The 20,572-nt window shown below is 53.0% G+C and carries 17 protein-coding genes and 3 pseudogenes; 4 read left to right on the top strand and 16 right to left on the bottom strand.

Annotated elements, in window-relative coordinates; genetic code table 11:
- Positions 1-80 precede the first annotated feature (80 nt).
- From citZ to XI25_RS12295, 5 genes and pseudogenes are all read right to left on the bottom strand, one after another.
- Positions 81-1,193 (bottom strand): citrate synthase, encoded by a 1,113-nt coding sequence (gene citZ, locus XI25_RS12315; protein WP_046678822.1) that lies wholly within the window; start codon positions 1,191-1,193, stop codon positions 81-83.
- 460 nt (positions 1,194-1,653) lie between these two features.
- Positions 1,654-2,409 carry a phosphate ABC transporter ATP-binding protein PstB gene (pstB, locus tag XI25_RS12310; protein ID WP_046678821.1) on the bottom strand — a complete coding sequence of 252 codons (756 nt, stop codon included), beginning with the start codon at positions 2,407-2,409 and terminating at the stop codon, positions 1,654-1,656.
- A gap of 15 nt (positions 2,410-2,424) precedes the next feature.
- Positions 2,425-3,323: pseudogene (pstA, locus tag XI25_RS12305) on the bottom strand (phosphate ABC transporter permease PstA).
- A pseudogene (pstC, locus tag XI25_RS12300) lies at positions 3,320-4,236 on the bottom strand (phosphate ABC transporter permease subunit PstC). Before pstC ends, pstA begins: the two co-directional pseudogenes overlap by 4 nt.
- A gap of 94 nt (positions 4,237-4,330) precedes the next feature.
- Positions 4,331-5,272: a phosphate ABC transporter substrate-binding protein PstS family protein gene (locus XI25_RS12295; RefSeq protein WP_442950383.1), complete on the bottom strand. Its 942-nt coding sequence runs from the start codon at positions 5,270-5,272 to the stop codon at positions 4,331-4,333.
- A gap of 215 nt (positions 5,273-5,487) precedes the next feature.
- On the opposite strand from XI25_RS12295, the gene XI25_RS12290 reads away from it, so the two are divergent.
- Entirely contained in the window at positions 5,488-6,381 is an 894-nt protein-coding gene (locus tag XI25_RS12290) for a LysR family transcriptional regulator (RefSeq protein WP_046678819.1), read from the top strand.
- Here the strand turns inward: XI25_RS12290 and XI25_RS12285 are convergent.
- The 8 genes from XI25_RS12285 to XI25_RS12250 all read right to left on the bottom strand — a co-directional run bounded on the left by XI25_RS12285 (position 6,371) and on the right by XI25_RS12250 (position 15,710).
- Complete coding sequence (locus XI25_RS12285; protein ID WP_046678818.1) at positions 6,371-6,763, bottom strand: FxsA family protein; 393 nt, start codon at positions 6,761-6,763, stop codon at positions 6,371-6,373. The two genes, XI25_RS12290 and XI25_RS12285, sit on opposite strands and share 11 nt — an antisense overlap.
- A 4-nt stretch (positions 6,764-6,767) precedes the next feature.
- Positions 6,768-7,277 (bottom strand): acyl-CoA thioesterase, encoded by a 510-nt coding sequence (locus tag XI25_RS12280; RefSeq protein WP_046678817.1) that lies wholly within the window; start codon positions 7,275-7,277, stop codon positions 6,768-6,770.
- A gap of 92 nt (positions 7,278-7,369) precedes the next feature.
- A complete protein-coding gene (pyk, locus tag XI25_RS12275) occupies positions 7,370-8,797 on the bottom strand; it encodes a pyruvate kinase (RefSeq protein WP_046678816.1) in 1,428 nt (475 codons plus the stop codon).
- A gap of 104 nt (positions 8,798-8,901) precedes the next feature.
- On the bottom strand, positions 8,902-9,885 hold the full coding sequence (locus XI25_RS12270) for an acetyl-CoA carboxylase carboxyltransferase subunit alpha (RefSeq protein WP_046678815.1): 984 nt from the start codon (positions 9,883-9,885) through the stop codon (positions 8,902-8,904).
- Positions 9,885-10,778, bottom strand: a complete 894-nt coding sequence (gene accD, locus XI25_RS12265) for an acetyl-CoA carboxylase, carboxyltransferase subunit beta (protein ID WP_046678814.1) — start codon at positions 10,776-10,778, stop codon at positions 9,885-9,887. The genes XI25_RS12270 and accD overlap by 1 nt, the downstream gene beginning before the upstream one ends.
- Before the next feature lie 83 nt (positions 10,779-10,861).
- Positions 10,862-11,050 carry a hypothetical protein gene (locus XI25_RS12260; RefSeq protein ID WP_006212044.1) on the bottom strand — a complete coding sequence of 63 codons (189 nt, stop codon included), beginning with the start codon at positions 11,048-11,050 and terminating at the stop codon, positions 10,862-10,864.
- A gap of 167 nt (positions 11,051-11,217) precedes the next feature.
- A complete protein-coding gene (locus XI25_RS12255; protein ID WP_046678813.1) occupies positions 11,218-11,712 on the bottom strand; it encodes a phosphatidylglycerophosphatase A family protein in 495 nt (164 codons plus the stop codon).
- A 260-nt stretch (positions 11,713-11,972) separates the two neighbouring features.
- Entirely contained in the window at positions 11,973-15,710 is a 3,738-nt protein-coding gene (locus XI25_RS12250) for a DNA polymerase III subunit alpha (protein ID WP_046678812.1), read from the bottom strand.
- Positions 15,711-15,860: 150 nt separating this feature from the next.
- On the opposite strand from XI25_RS12250, the gene XI25_RS12245 reads away from it, so the two are divergent.
- The 3 genes from XI25_RS12245 to XI25_RS12235 are packed head-to-tail and all read left to right on the top strand — an operon-like array spanning position 15,861 to position 17,043.
- Complete coding sequence (locus tag XI25_RS12245; protein WP_046678928.1) at positions 15,861-16,187, top strand: YtrH family sporulation protein; 327 nt, start codon at positions 15,861-15,863, stop codon at positions 16,185-16,187.
- 3 nt (positions 16,188-16,190) lie between these two features.
- Positions 16,191-16,691, top strand: coding sequence for a hypothetical protein (locus tag XI25_RS12240; RefSeq protein WP_046678811.1), 501 nt, complete (start codon positions 16,191-16,193; stop codon positions 16,689-16,691).
- A 46-nt stretch (positions 16,692-16,737) separates the two neighbouring features.
- The gene (locus XI25_RS12235; protein ID WP_046678810.1) at positions 16,738-17,043 is read left to right on the top strand and encodes a YtpI family protein; all 306 of its coding nucleotides are present in this window, start codon (positions 16,738-16,740) and stop codon (positions 17,041-17,043) included.
- A 108-nt stretch (positions 17,044-17,151) separates the two neighbouring features.
- Here XI25_RS12235 and XI25_RS12230 read toward each other — a convergent pair.
- The 3 genes and pseudogenes from XI25_RS12230 to XI25_RS12220 all read right to left on the bottom strand — a co-directional run bounded on the left by XI25_RS12230 (position 17,152) and on the right by XI25_RS12220 (position 20,562).
- Positions 17,152-17,603 (bottom strand): annotated as a pseudogene (locus XI25_RS12230) (GtrA family protein).
- A gap of 14 nt (positions 17,604-17,617) precedes the next feature.
- A complete protein-coding gene (locus tag XI25_RS12225) occupies positions 17,618-18,475 on the bottom strand; it encodes a GGDEF domain-containing protein (RefSeq protein WP_235439843.1) in 858 nt (285 codons plus the stop codon).
- Entirely contained in the window at positions 18,472-20,562 is a 2,091-nt protein-coding gene (locus tag XI25_RS12220; protein WP_052759572.1) for a cellulose biosynthesis cyclic di-GMP-binding regulatory protein BcsB, read from the bottom strand. The genes XI25_RS12225 and XI25_RS12220 overlap by 4 nt, the downstream gene beginning before the upstream one ends.
- Positions 20,563-20,572: the final 10 nt, after the last annotated feature.

The raw sequence follows: 20,572 nt of genomic DNA, 5'->3' as shown, positions 1-20,572 counted from the left end.
AAGGGCACAAAGAATGCCGCTTTTACCGGTGATCCGGAAAAAGCGTTTCCTCTGCCCTATTGTACCGTAATTGCGGCAAATTAGCGAAGCTCAACAGGCACGTACTTCTGATTGGTTAAACCCGTGTATTCCGCACGCGGGCGGATGATGCGGTTGCCGTCGTACTGCTCCAAAATATGCGCCGTCCAACCGGATACGCGGCTGATCGCGAAAATCGGAGTGAACAGTTCGTGTTCGATTCCAAGCTGGGTATATACGGAAGCCGAATAGAAGTCGACGTTCGGCTTCAGTCCTTTTTGGGAGGTTACGATTTTTTCAATCAGAACCGAGATATCATACAGGGTCGTATCACCCTTTATTTCACCGAGCTCGCGGGACATTTTCTGCAGATGCTTTGCACGGGGATCGCCGTTTTTGTATACGCGGTGACCGAAGCCCATGATTTTTTCGCGGTTATTGAGTTTTTCCTGAATGTAGGCTTCCGCCTTGTCGATGGTGCCCACTTCATTCAGCATTTTCATGACCGCCTCGTTGGCTCCTCCATGCAAAGGTCCTTTCAGCGCGCCGATCGCGGATGTAACGCCCGAGTAAATATCGGACAGCGTGGCCACGGTTACGCGGGATGCGAATGTGGATGCATTCAGCTCGTGATCGGCATGAAGCACGAGAGCCTGGTCCAGAGCTTTAATCGAGGTTTCATCCGGCTGCTCGCCCCTAAGCATGTACAGGAAGTTTTCCGCGATGGAAACGCCGGCCTTCGGAGCGACCGGCTCCTTGCCTTGACGGACGCGGGAAATGGCTGCAACGATGGTAGGGAGCTGCGCCTGCAGTTTAACCGCTTTCTTTTCATTGGCTTCCTGACTCATGTCATCGGCGGATTCGTCATACAGAGCAAGTGCGGATACGGCCGAGCGGAGAGCTGCCATCGTATTCGCGTTTTGAGGATACAGCTTGATCTGTTCTATCAGTTTATCCGGAATGGCCGCATAAGCGCTCAGATCCTGCTGAAGAGACTTTAATTCCTGGGCATCGGGAAGTTTGCCGTACCATAGCAAATAGGCCACTTCTTCAAAACTGGCATGCTCTGCGAGATCATCAATATCATAGCCCCGATACGTAAGAACGCCGTCAACGATCGAACTGATCGAGGATGTTGTAGCTACAATGCCTTCCAAACCCTTGGTAGCTGTCATGCATCATCTCTCCTTTGATATTTGGGATACCCCCGGTGTTGGACTGTGCTGTGAAAACCGTTTCATGATACCGGATGAAAAGAGAACCCTGATAAGGTCATAAATAATCAATATAATAAAACTCTCTCTTATCATAAAGTATTTTGTCGGATATGTGAACATTGACTCAACCAATCCTTACATCAAATTGTTTTATCGACACAATAAACGATTTTTTAAAAAAACCTCTCGGCCCGAAAGACGCGCGTGCACCGCGCGTTTTGAGCCACGGACTTGTTCGGCGGAGAGCGTTTTCATCCGTTCACAAAATGTTCATAAATGCGGACCGAGGTTTATAAACGCCCCCGTTAACTGAAATCTTGTCCTTTCTTAATATAATTAAAATTAAAGCAGGCCGCCCAAAAGTGAATCTTGAGTGACCTGCTTTCAGTTTCGGACGACGTCGGAGTTTTGCCGGAAATTATCCAAACCGTCCTGAAATATAATCCTGCGTCAGCTTGTTCTCAGGGTTTGTGAAAATAAGCTCGGTCTTGCCGTGCTCAACCACTTTGCCCAAATAGAAGTAGGCGGTAAAATCGGATACCCTGGCGGCCTGCTGCATATTGTGGGTAACGATAACGATCCGAAGCTCTTCCTTCAGCTGCGTGATCAGCTCTTCGATTTTGCCCGTAGAGACCGGGTCCAGAGCGGAAGCCGGCTCATCCAGCAGCAGGATCTGCGGATTTACGGACAGCGCGCGGGCGATGCAAAGACGCTGCTGCTGGCCTCCCGACAAGGATAAGGCCGAATCGTTCAGGCGGTCCTTTACTTCATCCCATAATGCAGCTTTGCGCAGACTGTTCTCCACGATTTCATCCAATTGCTTTTTCTTTTTGATCCCGCGATACCTCGGTCCAAAAGCGATATTGTTGTAAATCGACTTAAAAAACGGATTCGGCTTTTGCCATACCATGCCGATCTGCTGGCGCAGCTTGATCACATCGGTATGCGGATCGTTCAGATCGTTGCCGTTCATCCATATATGCCCGGTTGTCCGCGATAGCGAAATCGCGTCGTTCATCCGGTTCAAAGACCTGAGAAAGGTCGATTTGCCGCAGCCGGAGGGGCCGATCAGTGCAGTGACACTTTGGGCCGGAAAATCAAGGCTGATATTCTTGACCGCTTCAAATTCCCCGTAAAACACACTTAAATTTTCGGTTCCAAACGCTTGAGCCATCTTGGTCCTCCCCCTCTAATCTATCCGTTTGGCTGCAGTAAAGCGCCGGTATGCCAATCTTCCAATCCATCTCGCCGTAAGGTTAAATCCTAAAATGAGAATAACCAGGACCGCGGAAGCTCCTGCCGCGATTTCCGGAGCGTCCGGCGCGATTCCTTCGCTGTTCACCTTCCAGATATGAACCGCAAGGGTTTCGGCAGGCCGAAGCGGATTAATCGGCGATCTTGGACTAAGCGGATTCCAATCCGTGAAATCAAGCGGAGGACTGCTCATTCCCGCCGTAAACATAAGGGCCGCCGCTTCGCCGAAGATCCGCCCCGAGGCCAGGATCGTCCCTGTAATCAGGCTCGGCAGCGCAACGGGAAGGAGAATCGATGTGATGATTTTCCACTTGGACAGCCCCAGTGCGAAGCCGGCTTCCTTTTGCTCTTTCGGCACGGCCCTGAATGCCTGCTCGGTCGTGCGGACCATCAGCGGCAGATTGAATATAGCCAAGGCCATGGCGCCCGACAGCAGGGAAAATCCAAGGTTGAACGTGTTAACCAGAACCAATAGCCCGAACAAGCCGATAACGATCGAAGGAAAAGATGATAATACCTCGACAACCAGACGCACGATATTGGTGATTCGTCCGGGCTTGGCGTATTCGGCCATGTAGATGCCTCCGCCCCATCCGAGCGGGACGGTAATGATCAAGGTAAGGACAAGAAGAAACACGGAGTTAAACAACTGGGGTCCGATTCCCCCTCCGCCTTTTATAAGCTGAGGCACGCCCGTCAGGAAATTCCAGTCGATATGGCGCAGCCCCTCACCATAATGTAACCAAGCAGGCCGATCAGTATGGCGACAATCAGCAGCGCGAAAATAACGATAACAATCGTAGCGATTTTGTCAGCTGTTTTTGCTCTTTTCAAATTCGGTTTCTCCTTTCAAGCAGCCTCACGAGCAGTACAAATACAAAGGTCATCAGCAGCAGTACAAGCGCCATGCTCCACAAAGCGTTATTGTGAACCGATCCCATCGCCGTATTCCCCATGCTTAACGTGATGGCACTGGTCAGCGTGGATGCGGACTCGATAAGGGAATTCGGGATATGCGGCGCGTTGCCGATAACCATCTGTACAGCCAAGCTTCGCCGAAAGCGCGTGCCATGCCCAGGACCACTCCTGTCAGCAATGCGGGTAAAACCGTTGGAATGACGACGCGGTAAATGGTTTGCCAGCGGGTGGCCCCTAGCGCATAGGAGGACTCCCTCAGGCCGCCCGGAAGAGAGGCCAGCGCATCCGCCATGATGCTCGTAATGGTAGGCAGAATCATGACCGCGAGGACAAGGCAGCCCGCCAAAATACCGAAACCTTGCCCGCCAAATACCGATCGCACCAGCGGAACGATGACGCTGAGGCCGATGAAGCCATACACGACCGAAGGAATCCCCGATAACAGCTCGACGGCAGGCTGCAGGATCCGTTTCCCCCGTCCAGGCAATATTTCCGTCATGAACAAGGCCGCGCACAGGCTTAACGGTCCCGCAATTAAAGCAGCCAGCAGCGTAACGGCAAACGAACCCGTGATAAACGGAAGCGCCCCGAATTCCTCATCCGGGCTCCATGTTTTACCCAAGAAAAAATCCTTCAGACTAACCCCGTTTTCAAAAAACGTGGCGAGCCCCTTCGACGACACAAAAAATACGATCGAAACGATGACCACAAGAAGCAGCACGACGCATACCGAGGTGTAGATGCGCCCGATCCAATCTTCCCAAAAATGCTTTTCTCCCAGCTTGCTGCTCTGCGCGTCATTTTGCTTGAGCGTTGTGTTTTTCCCCATCTGTCCCATTGCTTACCTTCCTTCTAACCGGAAAATAGAGGCGGAGTATCCGCCTCTTCTTCCATTTTGATGTCACCTGGCATGAGTTCAGGATTTATTGAGTAATATTGCCTTCCGCGTCGCGTTTTACTTTCATGCCGGATACCGGAATATATCCAAGCTCGACAACATCTTTTTGTTGAACTTCATCGGACAGCATGTAGTCAAGGAATGCTTTTACCGTCTCGTTAGGCTCGCCTTTGGTGTACATGTGCTGGTAAGCCCATACCGGATATTTACCGTCCTGCACGTTTTCCACCTTTGCTTCCACACCGTTATACTTGAGCGTCTTTACGCTGTCGTCCAGGTAGGACAATGCCAGATAGCCGATAGCTCCAGGTGTTTCGCTGACCAGTTTTTTAACCGTGCCGCTGGAATCCTCTTGGATGGAGCCCGGAAGGTCAGCCAACTTGGACTGGCCAAGCGCGAATTTTTCGAAAGTGGCACGCGTGCCGGAGCTTGCGGGACGGTTTACGATGACGATCTTCTGATCTTCGCCGCCAAGCTCTTTCCAGTTCGTAACTTTGCCTGTGAAGATGTCTACCAATTGCTCTTTGGTCAGGTCATCTACCGTAACCTTAGGGTTCACGACTCCGGCCATGGCAACGACGGCCACCTGATGATCAACAACGCTTTTCGCTTTGTCGGCGTCCAGCTTTTCTTCAGCAAATACGTCGGAGTTTCCGATATCGGATTGTCCTTCCGATACCTGCGTCAAGCCGGTACCGCTGCCTCCGCCTTGAACCTGTACGGTAACGCCCTTATATTTTTCGTCTGCCATGAACTTCTGTCCCACTTGTTCTACCAATGGCTGCATGGCCGTGGAGCCTACCGCAAGGATGGAACCGCTCAACCCGGTTTCTTCTTTAGCCGTTCCGGATCCTCCGGCTGCTTGATTCGCATTGCCCCCTGTGCCTGTAGTTTCGCTTTTCGATCCGCATGCGGCAAGAGTAAATACGAGTGCGAAAAGCGTCAGAATAAACGGCAGTTTCTTCATCATTTGTTTTAGTCCTCCCTTTATTAAGTGACGGTTTGTTTTTTTGTTTAACCATCAGCACTATTTCATCTTAAGACTCAAGTGTTATGCGGAAATTCGGATTATGTAAAAAGAACGTAAAATATCGATATAAAAATTATAATATTTTTAAGATTTATTCTATAATAGGTTTAACTTAGAGAAACGAAAGTCCGAAAGCCGGGAGGAAGAGTTCAATGAACATCATCAAATTAAAGATTTTGACGCTCATCGACAAGCTGCACAAGGTGACGGAAGTGTCCTCCGTTTTACGCATGAAGCAGCCGACGGTGACTTTTCACATGAGAAGCTTGGAGCAGGAAATGGATATGCCCCTTTTTGCCTCGCATAAAGGAAGGGTGGTACTGACCGAGGGCGGAAAGGCCATTCTGCCGTATGCTCAGCAGATGGTCGCATTGGAGGATGAAATTCGTAAGACTGCCGCCGATTGGGCAGCCAGACATGATGAAAAAATCCGGGTAGGTGCGGATCATTACTCGGAGGCCTATATCCTCCCTGAAATCCTTATATCTTATTCCAACCTGAATCCGGAAGCGGTCTTCGAAGTGTCGGTTCATGCCGGGGAAATGCTTGAGGAACTGCTCGTCAAAGGAGATATTGAACTGGCCGTTTATCAGGAAGGGAACCCGTGGAAGGGGCCTTATATAAAAAAAACGGTCCTAAAGGACCGGTTTTTGCTTGCCCATGGAGCTTTCCACCCCATGAATAAGCTCAAGGAGGCAAGTCCGGAGGAGCTTAACAAGCATCGATTCGTATATAGCCGCACCTGCCCGCTCCAGCTTGAGCAGATGAAGTTGTGGTCTGAACAGCATGACTTGCCGCTTTCGAACACGCTCGGGTTAAATTCTCTCGAAGCGGTGATGACCGCGGTCCGGACCGGACAGGCCGTCGCTTTTCTTCCGGAAAGCTGCGTCATCCGACATGAACAAGGTATTTTCACGGCACCGATTCCCGGTTGGAAGCAATCCCCGTGTACAATCCGGACCGCATGCCATTCCGAGAGACCCCGCTCTGAGGGCAGCCAAGATTTTTGGCATTATATCACGGCTTACTCCGGCTTTAACGCTTGAAGATCGTGATTTTGCCGTTTTTTATATTTTTCTTCATCCATTTCAGCAGCAGGAAGCGATAGATGGGACGGGTCAGGGGAAACAGCATCGTAAACCCGACGATGTCGGTAAGAAAGCCGGGAACGATGAGAAGAACCCCTCCGCCAAAAATGCACAATCCGTCGACCATGGATGTACCGGGAACCATGTTCGAATTCGTCCGAAGCTTGGCATCCTCCATCGCTTTGCGGCCTTCGAACCTCATCATCACCACGCCGATGGCCGAAGTAAGCAGGGTAAGAAGCAGCGTGTTCATGCCGCCGATCCGATCCGCTACAAGTGAAAATCCGAATATTTCAATGGCTGGCAAAAAAATGACGGCCGCCAGCAACCACTTCCACATAAATCTACTCCTCTCCCCCCAAAAGGGAACTCTTTAATGCATCATACAGCTTTGGAACGGATTTATCCAGTCGGGCGGGCTTCCACTCCCGGTTGACCCATACATGGTTGGTCTTCCCTCTTACCAGCAAATCCCCCGGCAGTTCCTGATCCCTGCCATAAAGGGACAGGTTCAGGGAGTCCCGCTCTCCTTCGGATAGCCTGCGGACCTCATACTCATAATGAATGCGCAGAGCCGAAAAAACGGTCATTCGGGTAAATACGTTGACAAGGTCGTCGTAATGCGCAGGGCTAAGGTATTTCATCTCCAGATCGACGACGGGAAGAAGCACGCCTTCCTCTTCCATTCCCCTGTAGGTAAATCCTAACTCGCGGATCATTTCGGTCCTGCCCATTTCGAACCAGTTCAAGTAGTTGGCGTGATAGACGACGCCCATCTGGTCGCTCTCCTGATAGCGTACCCGAAAGGACGTGGTGAACCACCGGCTCGGCTGATTTACGGATGTTCTTGACATCATGCTTCCCCCCGACATTTATAGAAAAAGCAATGGTCGATGGCTCGTCCATTGCTTTTTCATTCATTTATGGTTTCCTGTACAAAAGGTTCTTATTTCTGTGACGGAATTTGAGTGACTTTCACCAGGTTGGTGGAACCGGATTTGCCGAGCGGCACTCCGGCCGTGATCACGACGAGGTCGCCTTCCTTCACGATGCCGGACTTTTGTCCGCCTTGCAGCGCGTATTCGAACATTTCGTCCGTGGAGGTAGCCTGTTCTCCTTTAACCGGAGTTACCCCCCAGGTCAGAGCCAAACGTCTCAATGTTCTGTCCTGCGTCGTAACGGCGATGATCGGCGCCTTCGGACGGTATTTGGATACCATGCGCGCCGTATGGCCGGACTCGGTAGAGGAAATGATCGCTTTTGCGTTCAGATCCAGCGCAGAGATCGTAACCGATTGGCTGATCGCTTCGGTAACGCTGGTTTCCTGGGCAATGCGCTGCTTCAGGAACAGATCGCGGTAATTCAGGGCGGATTCCGCTTTTTCCGCAATCCGGGACATCGTCAGCACGGATTCAACCGGATACTTGCCGGCTGCCGTTTCGCCGGACAGCATGATGGCGTCGGTGCCGTCGAAAATCGCGTTCGCCACGTCGCTTGCTTCGGCGCGGGTTGGACGCGGGTTGCGCTGCATGGAATCCAGCATTTGAGTAGCCGTAATAACCGGCTTGCCCGCGATGTTGCATTTTTCAATCATGCGCTTTTGCACGAGAGGTACTTCTTCGGCAGGAATTTCGACCCCCAGGTCGCCGCGGGCTACCATCAGGCCGTCGGAAACCTCAAGGATTTCATCCAGGTTGTCCACGCCTTGCTGGTTCTCGATTTTCGAGATGATTTGAATATGTTCAGCATTGTGTTTTTTCAGCAATTCACGAATTTCCAGCACGTCGCTGGCTTTGCGAACGAAGGAAGCTGCGATAAAATCGATGCCCTGCTCGATTCCGAAAACGATATCGTTGGCGTCTTTTTCCGTAATGCCCGGAAGGGAAATGGCTACTCCCGGCACGTTTACGCCTTTCTTGCTCTTGATGGTTCCGCCGTTAACGACGCGGCATTTAATTTCGGTGCCCTGAACTTCCACAACCGTCAGACCGATCAAACCGTCATCGATCAAAATGGTGGATCCCGCTTGAACGTCGCTCGGCAATTCTTTGTAGGTCACGGAGATACGGTTCTTGTCGCCAAGGATTTCCTCGGTCGTGAGCGTGACGAATTCATCCTGAACAAGCTCGATCGGCTCCACTTCCAATTTGCCGGTACGGATTTCCGGTCCTTTCGTATCCAAAAGGATCGCAACGGTTTTGTTCAATTCCTCGCACGCCTGGCGAATCGCTTTGATCCGGTTGCCGTGCTCTTCGAAATCACCGTGGGAGAAGTTCAGACGGGCCACGTTCATGCCGGCCATAATCAGCTTCTTGGTGTTTTCCAACGATTCACTGGAAGGACCGATAGTACATACAATTTTAGTTTTACGCATTTGGGTTTCCTCCGTTTTTCAAGGGTCTCTATATCTGTTTTTCCAACAACTAAATTTACTACAAAACTTCTCATTTGTATAGGAACTTTGTCACATAAAAGCATTTAAGCGAGCGGTTCGGCCTGTTCCGCCGGCGCAAAATCAAAGCTGCCGATCTTGCGGAATTTCCGGTAACGGTCCTCTTTCAGCTCACAGGCATCCATGACCGAAAGTTCTTTCAGATGACGAACAAGGGCTTCCTTGATTGCTTCGGCGGTCTCTTCGTACCCCCGGTGGGCTCCGCCTTGCGGCTCCGGAATAATCTCCTCGATCACTTCCATCTCCAGCAGATCCTGAGCGGTTATTTTCATCGCTTCCGCAGCCTGTTCGGCCTTGGACGCATCCTTCCACAGGATGGAGGCCGCCCCGTTCGGTGAAATAACGGAATAAATCGCATGCTCCAGCATCAGCACACGGTTCCCTACGGCCATCGCAAGAGCACCGCCGCTGCCTCCTTCGCCGATGACCACACAAACTACGGGCACGCCGAGCGCGGACATCTCCCGCAGGTTGCGGGCGATCGCCTCGGATTGGCCTCTCTCTTCAGCTGTATTACCCGGATAAGCGCCTTTTGTATCAACAAACGTAATGATCGGGCGCTTGAATTTCTCTGCCTGCTGCATAAGCCGCAGAGCTTTGCGGAAGCCTTCGGGATGCGCGCTGCCAAAGAAGCGGGCAATATTATCCTTCGTATCCTTGCCCCGCTGCTGGCCGACTACCGTAACCGGTACCCCGTTCAGCTTCGCCAATCCGCCGACGACCGCGAGATCATCCCCATAGAGCCGGTCGCCGTGGAGCTCGATAAAATCGGTGAACACCAGCTGAATTAAATCGAGCGAGGTGGGACGCTGCTGGTGGCGGGCAAGGTGCATCTTCTGAGCCGGGGAAATCGAGGAATAGATTTCTTGTTCCAATCGGCTATAGCGTTCTTCCAAACGGGCGATTTCATCCGTGAAATCGATCCCTTTTTCCTGCCCGAATTGCTTCAGTTCATCGATTTTCTTGCGCATTTCGGCAAGAGGCATTTCAAATGGCAATTCGCCTGGCATTAAAATCCCCCTCTCACGGCGTGCATTTCGATCAGCTTGCCGAGCATTTCCCGCAAATCCTTCCGGTGAACGACCAGATCCAGCTGGCCGTGCGCCAGATTGAATTCGGCGGTCTGGAAATCGTCCGGAAGCTTCTGCCGGATGGTCTGCTCGATCACGATCCGTCCCGCAAACCCGAATACCGCCCCGGGTTCCGCAATATTAATGTCTCCCAGCGTGGCAAAACTCGCGGAAACGCCGCCCGTAGTAGGATCCGTAATGACCGAAATGTAAAGTCCGCCCTTCTCGTTGAACCTGGCAAGCGCGGCGCTGGTCTTGGCCATCTGCATCAGGCTGAGGATGCTTTCCTGCATCCGTGCCCCGCCCGAGGTCGAGAATATAATCAGGGGGAGTCCATGTTCCGTTGCATGCTCAATAGCGCGCGTGATTTTCTCACCCACGACCGATCCCATGCTGCCTGTAAAAAAATCAAAGCTCATTACGGCCACCACGACAGGTTGTCCGTCAATAAAGCCCTTTCCCGTAATGACGGCATCGCGAAGCCCCGACTTCATCTTCTGCTGCTCCAGCTTGACGGCATAACCCGGGAACTGCAGCGGATCCACCGAAACCATGTCGGCATCGAATTCCTCAAAGCCTGTCTCATCCAGCGTAATGCCGATGCGCTCCAATGCGTTCAAACGCATATGGTGGCCGCACTCCTGGCAAACCTTCAGATTTTTCTCCAGCTCTTTGCTGTACTGAATGGTTCCGCATTTGCTGCACTTATTCATCAGCCCCTCCGGAATTTCGCGTTTCGGACGTTCGCCTTCTTCAGGCTGTCCCGCCCGTTCCAATCGTTCCGAAGGAATGGTTGCATATTTTCTTTTTTTCTGAAACAGATCTTTAAACACAACTACACCTCTCCAGCCGTAAATTTGAATGGCCGCAAACTTAGCAATTCCCGTAACCTATGCTTTGCTATGTATCCCTGTAGCTAGGGGTGCAAAATAGAATTCAATACTTCCTGTACTTCTTCAAGCTCTCCGGAGGGAACCAGGATTTCAAATTGTTGTTTTGAAAGATTCACAGGACGGCTTTGAACCAAAAAACCCTCTTCCGTAAGCCTGGTTTTGATCATTTCCGCCACCTTGGCGGTAGGCGCGATATAGATTACCGTCCACATGCCTTTCAAATCCCCCTAATCTCGTGCCATAGGCATATCCTGAGCCGATATAATGGATAATGATAACACACTTCACTTTTTACCTCAACAAAAGAGGAGGGGGACGAGAAATCGCATATTCCTTTAGCCACGGCATGAAAAGCGGTCTTGTCCCGCCCCGAATCCCGTCAATCCGTACCGGTGGTGTAGCGGGCCGCCTCCGGATTGTTGTGGGCGATTCGCGAGGAAGCGGCCGCGGCGATGCCAGCCACCAGATCATCGAGGAACACGTGAATGCCATCCTTCTTCTCATTCAGGGTTTCGATAACGCCAATCTTCTCTTTATCCAAATATCCGAAGCTCGTCAGCCCGATCATGCCGTAAATGCTCGTCACGCCCAAAGCCATCGTCTCGTCCACGCCGTATAGCGGCTCATCGTTTTCCAGAATGGATTGCAGCGGCTCCGGCAGCAGCTTGCGCTCGGCCAGCTCGTCTAATGCGATCCCCGTAAAAAGAGTGTACTGCACCTCCCGCTTTCCAAGGACGGCACGAACGCTATCCTCGCACTGCCGCTGCGTTAAAGCCGGATGATATTTATGCTGAAGCTGGAAAACGATATCCGCGATGGCGGATACGCTGACACCCCTTGCACCCAGCATCTCCTCAGCCAATTTAATAGACATGACAAATCCCTCCCGCGCCATTGCCGAAACCCGCCGCCAGCGCCTTCCTAACGGCAAAGCGCTACGGCTTATCTCGGACCATTGTTGTCCCGTGGTGTCCTAAGTGTATGCGGGAGGGATATGAAACGTTCATGAAATTTATTAAAGGCGATGAACCGCAGTGTCATGCGCGGGTTCCATGCCTGGTTTCTAACGCCGGAAAAGATAATATCCCTAAAAAGATTTCGGGATGATGACGCGTTTTCAGAACGATCTCACAGTTACCTCAGCTTAACCGTATCTTTACCCAGCATATCCTCCATCGTGGAAATCAATACAGGTGACGGATTGATCCGGTAAGCATCACTCAATGCAAGTACTTTCTGGCTTCGTTCATAGAACAGCACCGTCGCCACCGAACCCGGATGTTCCTGCAAAAGCTGCTGAAGCCGCGCCAAGAGTTGCGGATCCTCGGACTCGGCCGAAATTTTAACGAACACCCGCTGTTCACGCTCGGAAGTGCCGGCAGGATCAAGGACCGGGTTCAGGCCGGTTCGGCGGCCCCCGTTACCGGAACGTTCCCGAGCAGGGGGACTGTCGGCGGATGGCGTCACGGCATCTGACGCCCGGGCGGCCGCGGAGGAAACTCGGGGAGCCTGGTGCTCCGATGCCTTGGCCTGTGCCGGTGCCGCAGCCTTCTTCCCCTTGTCCGGCCGGAAGGGCTCCCGCTGCCCCGGCGCTGCCCCGCGGGCTTTCCCCCGGCGGACCAACTGCAGCAGGCGTTCTTCTTCCAGCGGCGCAAGCTCCTCGGCCAACAGCTTGAATCCCTCATCCTGCTGCTGAACCTTGGCCCGGAGCGCAAGCAAAGCGCCTTTCTCCACAAGATGCGCGCTGCGTTTCCAAACCTCCGGAAACAGGACCACTTCGCATCGCTCGATCTGATCCTCCCATTCCATGAACGCCATCGCTTTCCCCTGCTTGGTCGTGATCGTCTTGATCGACACGACCATGCCCGGAACCGTAACGACCGTATCGTCCGGGGTCTCATTCAGATCCATGAGACGGTCCGTTCCGGCTTTTTGCAGCAGTTCGTCGTAGTCGTCCAACGGATGGCCGGACAAATACATGCCGAGCAGTTCGCGTTCCAGTTCAAGCTGCTGGCTGCCGGAGTAAGGGGGAATATCCGGATACTCGATGTCCCAATTTGTCGTTTCGACAAAATCGAACAGCTGAATCTGCAGATCCTCGCGCTCTTTCCTCCATTTCAGAGCCGCTTCGACGGTTTCATCCAGCATGGCGACCAGCTGTGACCGGTGCCCCGGAAGCGAATCGAAGGCTCCCGCCTGGATCAGCGATTCGATGACCCGCTTGTTGCACACGCGCAGGTCTACCCGGCGGCAAAAATCGAGCAGGCTCTCAAACGGCTTGTCCTTGCGGATTTGGGCGATATTTTCCACCGCCTGCGTCCCGACGTTTTTAATCGCCGCGAGCCCGAAGCGGATTTTGCCGGTCCGGGGAGCGGGGCCGCCGGTTTCGCCGGCCTGCCCGTTTGCCGGACTTCCGGTGACGGGCGTAAACAACGATCCGCTCTCATTGACGTCCGGCGGCAGCACATCGATATTCATCCTCCGCGACTCCAGCACGTACTCCGCCACCTTGCGGTGGCTGCCCATCACGGCCGTGAGCATGGAAGCCATGAATTGGACCGGATAATGCGCCTTCAAATAAGCGGTCTGGAAAGCCAAAACGCCGTAAGCCGCGGCATGCGCCCTCGGGAAGCCGTAATCGGCGAAGCGGACGATCATGTCGTACACCCGGTTGGCTTCCTCTTCGGTATACCCCTGCTTCAGACTGCCGGTCACGAAATGGTCCCTCTCCCGGTCCAGAACCTCCCGCTTCTTCTTCGAAACGGCCCGCCGGAGCAGGTCCGCTTCCCCCAGCGAGAAGCCCGCCATAAGCGAGGCGATCTGCATGATCTGCTCCTGGTACACGATGATGCCGTACGTATCCCCGAGAATCGGAATCAGGTCCGGATGCGGATATTCAGGCTGGATAAGCCCGTGTTTGGCCTGAATGTATTTCGGGATGAACTCCATCGGTCCCGGCCGGTACAGCGCGTTAACCGATACGATATCCTCGAACCCGGACGGCTTGAGGTCTTTCAGCACGCGGCGCATTCCCGCCGATTCCAGCTGAAAGACGCCTGTCGTCTCGCCTCGGCCGAGCATCGAATACGTCTCGGGGTCGTCGTCCGGCACCTTCAGGAAATCCGGCGCCTCTCCCTCGCTCTCGGCAATCCAGCGCATGGTCCGTTCAATGATGGACAGGGTCCGAAGGCCGAGAAAATCCATTTTGAGCAGGCCGATGCTCTCCAGGTTCTCCATGGAGTACTGCGTAAGGGCCGTTTTCTCGCTTCCTTCCTGCAGGGGAACGGCATCCGTCAGCGGATCGCGGGAAATGACGACCCCGGCGGCGTGGGTCGAAGCGTGGCGGGGCATGCCCTCCACCTTCATGGCCATGTCCAGCAGCTCCCGTACCTTGGGCTTCGTATCGTACTGCTCCTTGAGACCGGGGCTCTCCTTCATGGCGCGCGTTATGCTGATGCCCAGGTGATTGGGGATCAGCTTCGCAGCCCGGTCGACCTCGCCGAACGGTACATTCAGCGCGCGTCCCACGTCCCTCACCGCCGCTCTTGCAGCCATCGTTCCGAACGTGATGATTTGGGCCACATGCTCGCGGCCGTATTTATTCACGACATAATCGATGACTTCATCGCGCCGTTCGTCGCTGAAATCGATATCGATATCCGGCATCGTCACGCGCTCCGGATTCAGGAAACGTTCAAAGAGCAGGTTGTATTTCATCGGGTCGACGTTCGTGATGCGCAGCGTGTACGCCACGAGACTGCCGGCGGAAGAGCCCCGCCCCGGACCGACGGCAATGCCTTGACGGTGGGCGTAGGCGATAAAGTCCCATACGATCAGGAAGTAATCGCTGAAGCCCATGCTTTCGATGACCTTCAGCTCGTAATTCAGCCGGCGGTCCAACTCGCCGCGCTTGTCGGGGTCGGTCCAGCGCTCGCTTTCCTCATAACGCTCCCGCAGACCGGCCAAACACAGATCGCGCAGATAGGACGGCGCATCCATGCCTTCCGGCAGCGGCCGGTATTCCGGCAGAATCGAACGGCCGAATTCCAACTCCAGGCTGCACTTCTCCGCGATGTCCGCCGTATTTCGAAGCGCCTCGGGAAGATGGGGGAATAGCCGCCCCATCTCTTCTTCGCTTTTCAGATACAGCTGGCTGGTCGGGATTTTAAGCCGATCCTCGTCGTCAACGGTCTTGCCGGTGCCGATGCATATCAGCACATCCTGAACCTCCGCATCCGCGGGAGTCAGGTAGTGGACATCGTTCGTGACGACTAGCGGAATCCCGGTTTCCCGGCTTAGCTCGATCAGCTGCGGATTCACCCGTTTCTGCTCCGGCAGGCCGTGATCCTGGAGCTCCAGATAATAATCGCTGCCGAATATTTCTTTATACCGGAGGGCGGCTGCTTTGGCCTCGGCAGGCCTTCCGTGCAGCAGATGCTGGGGGACTTCGCCGCCCAGGCAGGCGCTGAGGCATACAATCCCCTCGTGAAGCGCCGCCAGCGCCTCCATGTCGATTCTCGGTTTATAATGATAGCCTTCCAAATGGCCGATCGAGCAGAGCTTCATCAGGTTGCGGTAGCCCGTTTCATTCTTCGCCAGCAAAATCAGATGGTAGATCGGCTGGTCCTTGCGGCTGCCCCGTTCCTTGCGGGAGCCGGAAGTCATATAAGCCTCGCAGCCGATGATCGGCTTGATGCCGTGCTCGCGGCACATTTTATAAAATGGAACGGCCCCGTACATGACCCCGTGATCGGTCAGCGCCAGTGATTTCATTCCGAGCGCTGCCGCTTCCCGCACAAGATCCTCGATACGTGCCGCTCCGTCAAGAAGACTGTATTCGCTATGAACATGCAAATGCACGAAAGAGCTCATGGTTCGCCTTCCTTTCGCCGCTAAATAATAGTGCTGTCTCTTAATAATATTTTATCATAATGTGGCGCTGACCGCCCATACAATGAATCATGAAGCATTTGGACAGGCGGTTTATTCCCGCCGCCCGGCAGAAAGGGGTCGAGAATGAAGATGAACGTGTTTTTATCCAAAGCGATTCTGGACTTTTTCATAGCCTTCGGCATCGTGCTTGGCGGAGCGATGATCGGCGGCGTCGGCGCGGTTCTTTCCATGCAGCCCCCCACGCAGACGATGCTGGACGTTGCCGACCGCATAAAAATATGGGCGCTGGCCGCGGCCGTCGGCGGCACCATCGATCCGATGCGCGTGATCGAAAGCAATATGCTCGGAGGCAACCTGTCCCCCGCCATCAAGCAGATTTTGTATCTTGTTTTTGCTTTTTTGGGAGCGCACATGGGCAGCGAGCTGGTTAAATGGGTCTGCTCCGAAAGGAGCTGATCCATGAGAGTCCCTCCGCTTCGCCGGTACCGCCCCTTTTACCAGGCAGCCTCCATTCTCGTCCTCGGCATGGTCATCGGGAGCGTCGTGTACAACTCTTTATACCACGCCAGCTACAACAAGCTTTGGATGAACAACCGCGATATGCAGCTCCAGATCGAGCAGTATAAGGAAGACATTTCAACCCTGAAAAAATACAGCAAACAACCGACCGTCATCCGCGAAATCAAAATTCGCACCGAGCAGAAAAACGAGACCCTCGACAGCCTGACCGTCAAGGAAATCCTTCAAATGCTCGCCAAGGATTTGGCCGCTTTGCGCGGGCGGAGCGTGTTTGACATCGACACGGACAGCAAGCTGACCCGCTCTCTGCTGGACGATAAAATCTATGCGGTCAGGGAGAAAAGTTACAGCGTCAAAATTCGGACGATGCTCGTCATGGAAGGCGTTCTCCAGATCTGGGTCGAGATCGGCGCCAAGATTCAAACGGGAACCGATTCGTGATACAATACGGTTACTATGTCTTTCTTGAAGGAGTGCCGTCCATCACATGCTTTCCGTTATCCGATATGCCCTGTTTATACTTCTTGCCATCTCCTGCATCGCTGCCGCTTGGAATAGCGTTAACTCGCGCCGGAAGTCCGATCCCCACGACCGAGGGATGCTTCAGGCATCCATGAACATTTGGATGGGCGTCATGCTTGTCGCCCTTTCGGTCATCGCCATGCTGATGTTCAGCGGCTCCACGCCGGCGGTCATCGTCGAAGCCGTGTTTATGGTGCTGGGGGCGTTCAATATTTTTGCGGGTCTTCGCAGCAGATCCTACTACAGCCGCCAAAAATCCGCTAGGAATTGAGCGCACAACAGAAGGGTTGATCCTTTCGCGTCTTTTAATCGACGGAGGAACAACCCTTCTTTGCTGGCGCTTTCGAACAGCTTCCATCTTTTAAGCCCGGGCGGCTGTTTATATATCGCCCCCGGCTCCTGAGGTGCCCGCAGCTCCCGCTTCGCTCTTGGCCTCAGCCTCCTGACGGAACACCCACCGCTTGCTTCCGGCAAAGTTAAGCAAAACCCCAAAGACCGTAGCGGTCCCCTTGCTTAGCCATAGCGAGATTCCAAGCAGCTCATGCATGAACTGCATGCAAGCGGACGTGAGTCCAAGGGTGAGCACATAAGCAAAAGAAAGCGAAGCAGTCCTTTGGCAAACGGCCCCCGCTGCTTAAACGTCCACTTTCGGTTCATGAGGAAGCTGTTCAGCACCCCGCAGCCGTATCCGGCGATTTGGGCCGCAAGCCAAGGCAGCTGCCACCAGGTCAACAGCGAAAACACAGCGACGTCTATACCGGTATTCAGCACTCCTACAAGACCAAAGACAATAAAGGAGCGAAAGGACTCGCGTTTTGCATAAGACTTCATAGGAACCTCACCTGTTATACGTCATACTCCATTTTCTGGCGCGCTTTGGTTATGAAATCAAACGGCGTCGGAATCTCTTCCGGGTGATATTGAATCGCTCCGATGGTCAGCTTCATTTCAAGCTTGTACTTGTTGGAGAATTCGACCATGTTAAATGACTCCACCTTCTCCTTCAGCCGATTCACCACCACGTTTGCGCCGTCTTGATCGGTAAACAGCAGCAACCCCCAGGTTGGATGATCCGCGTTCAGCATATAAAGAGAGTCGTTCATGCGGATACTCGTTTCGCTCATCTTCGAAATGTCGTAGACCATCTCCGTAATTTGGGCTTCGCTAATCATTCGGCTCAGTTCATCCCAATGCTTTACCGTCATGACGACCAGTGTTAACGGGATCTCATAACGCATGGAAAGCGCCATGAAAATGGTTGCGTCGCTCTGAAAGGAACGGCTGTTCTTCAAATTCGTGCGTTCATCCAAGGTGGCAAGGGAAGCGTTCCTTTGCTCAAGCTTCTCCGCTTCTTCCTGAAGGCGCCGGTTGGCAAAGGTTAAGAGCGCAACGACAACCGAAAAGATCGGCGTCATGATCAACCAGTAGTAATGGTAGCTCTGAAGCGGCTCTCCGACCACGACGGTTTGATACAGCGTATAGGTTCCGTATCCGAAAATAAACACAATATTAAGAATAAGCCCGACGGTAATGCTGGTAAAGTAGGTCAGGATCGCAATCAGAAACGAAACGTTCAACAGGATCATATTGATTATGTATCGATCCTGGTCTCCTGCCGTAAACACAATATGAATAAAACAGATCACAAACAGCAGCAAAAAGGCTGCATCCGATAACAAGCTGCTCTGATTTCGCCTCATCATTCTTCACCCGCTCTCTTCTTTCTGTACTTGCGAACCAAGAAAACAAGCGATACGATCACCATGATGAAGACGAGTCCCAACACAACCGCGTAGCGCATTACATCTCCGCGCTCGGTAATCCGGTCGATCAAACGATTTCCTTCCTGCCCCGCTTGCTTCTTGAAGCGAAAGGCCTCAACGTTTCCATCGGCATCCGTGACAACGCCATCCCCATGCGCCTTCCACTTGGCTTTATCCGTAGCCAACAGATTCGATGCCAAGTAGTTGTATTTAGAGCTTGCTCCCGTGACCGCAAGCCAGCCGTAACCCGGCGCATACGGCGATTCCATCAGCTGCAGCGTTCCGATCCGCTTCCCGTAGTCTTCTTCAATGCTCATCTTCTCGTTGGATACCAAACCGGCTCCATCCGAGCCGTATTTAAAGAAAAGCTTGCCATTGTGCTTTTGCAACCAAGAGTGCTCCTTATAAGAGCCGATGGATATGAGATTGTACTGCTTAAGCTCGGATTCTGCCGGCATCTCCCGGTCGCGGAAAAACGTCACCTCGCCGGTGTTGGCCTCTGCATATTTGCCAAGCAAATGAAACAGATTTCCGATCGCAAGATAGTTATAGGAATCCATCTTATCGGGCATCAATACCGCAACCTTATTGAAGCTTGCATCCCTAAGAAACGGATTGGGGTAGTTATTGAACAATAAGTCCGTACGATCTTTGGTATTGAGCTGAAGAAGAGAATCTTTCGTGATGTAAGCCCACGGCATCTGGTCCTGAAGCTCGATGCAGCCTGCGCTTTTCAGCTCCAAATCAAAAGCCGCCGTCACCGTGAAATTCCCCGAGATTTCCAGGTTTTTCGGAATCGTCAGCGTAAGCTGGTCCTGGTTGGACAATTCCTTGGTAAGCTTCTTGCTCCCAATCGGCGTATCGTTGATCAAGATGGTGACGAGGGAACGGTCAAAGTCCAGATTATCCGAATAGCGGAAGTCAAGGCGGATTTTGCTTGCTTCTGCAATAAATCGGTTTGCCGGCAGCGTCACGAAGTAGCTCTTCTCCTGATGCATCATTCCGGTTAGCTTATCTCCGGTCTCGGTAAGCGTTACATCGCGGCTGACGGTAATGTCCGGCGTCTTTACGTTCGTATTGGCGTCCACCCATTTTTCCGTCCCGTCCAATTGGTTGACAAGCGCCTGATTCCCGATCAGACGTCCAGCCTTTTCAAGCAAGGCCGGGTCCTCTGATGTCACTACGAGCGCGGATTGATTGTCTTTAGAAACGATGCGGATGAGGGCTTTGTTGCGGACGTTAACCTGCCCCAGTGCCTGCTTCCATCCGTCAGGCAGGTTCTCGTATAAGGCAACGATAACGACCATCTCATGACGGTCAAGCTTGGGATCCTGGAAGGGCAGCATCGGAATCGTATGATCTTCCGAGCGATTGCTCTTGGCAAAGCCTGACAAGGCATATACTGCTGCCTCCAGCTCCGAAGAAGTGCCGTTGTCCGGAACGCCGATCGCGCTCTTTTTTTCTTTTAACGTGTCCAGGCCGACGAATTGCTGATTAAACGTCCGGATGCTCCCTGCTCCGTCCTTCTTCGTGTAAGTGATCGTGGAATAAGAGCTCTCGTACAACTCAAGCCAGTTGTCCCGCTTCTCCACCGGCACGCACATGCGATCAGGCAGATTCGTAATGATATAGCCCTCGATCGACAGCGTATTGCTCCCTGGAACAAGCAAATCCTTCGGAACCGATACGGTTAAGGTCTGCTTCTTCTGCTTGTCCGTAACGGGCCTGAACGAATAAAACTTCGTTCCGTTCATTGCGAGCGTCGCGCTGGAAATCTCGCCTTTAGCCAATTGTGTCGCCTGATAATCCAGGTGCAGCGTCAGATCGCTGACGTTCCAATAATCCTCTACCTGGATATAAAGCGAGCGCGCCGCGGTTACGCCGGATAGGGAGACATGGTTTGACGTTAACGGCGCCTCGTAGGTGGATCGATTGCCGCCCGAATCCGGCAGGGCATACACCTGGCCGCATGAAATCATGAATAGAACAAAGCAAAGAATACCGGAGATCGTTGATCTTGTATTCACGTTTCTCCCC

The organism is Paenibacillus sp. DMB20, assembly GCF_000987955.1.
GTDB lineage: Bacteria > Bacillota > Bacilli > Paenibacillales > Paenibacillaceae > Paenibacillus_AQ.
The sequence above is the reverse complement of the archived record's forward strand: the minus strand, read 5'-3'. Positions and strand labels throughout refer to the sequence as shown.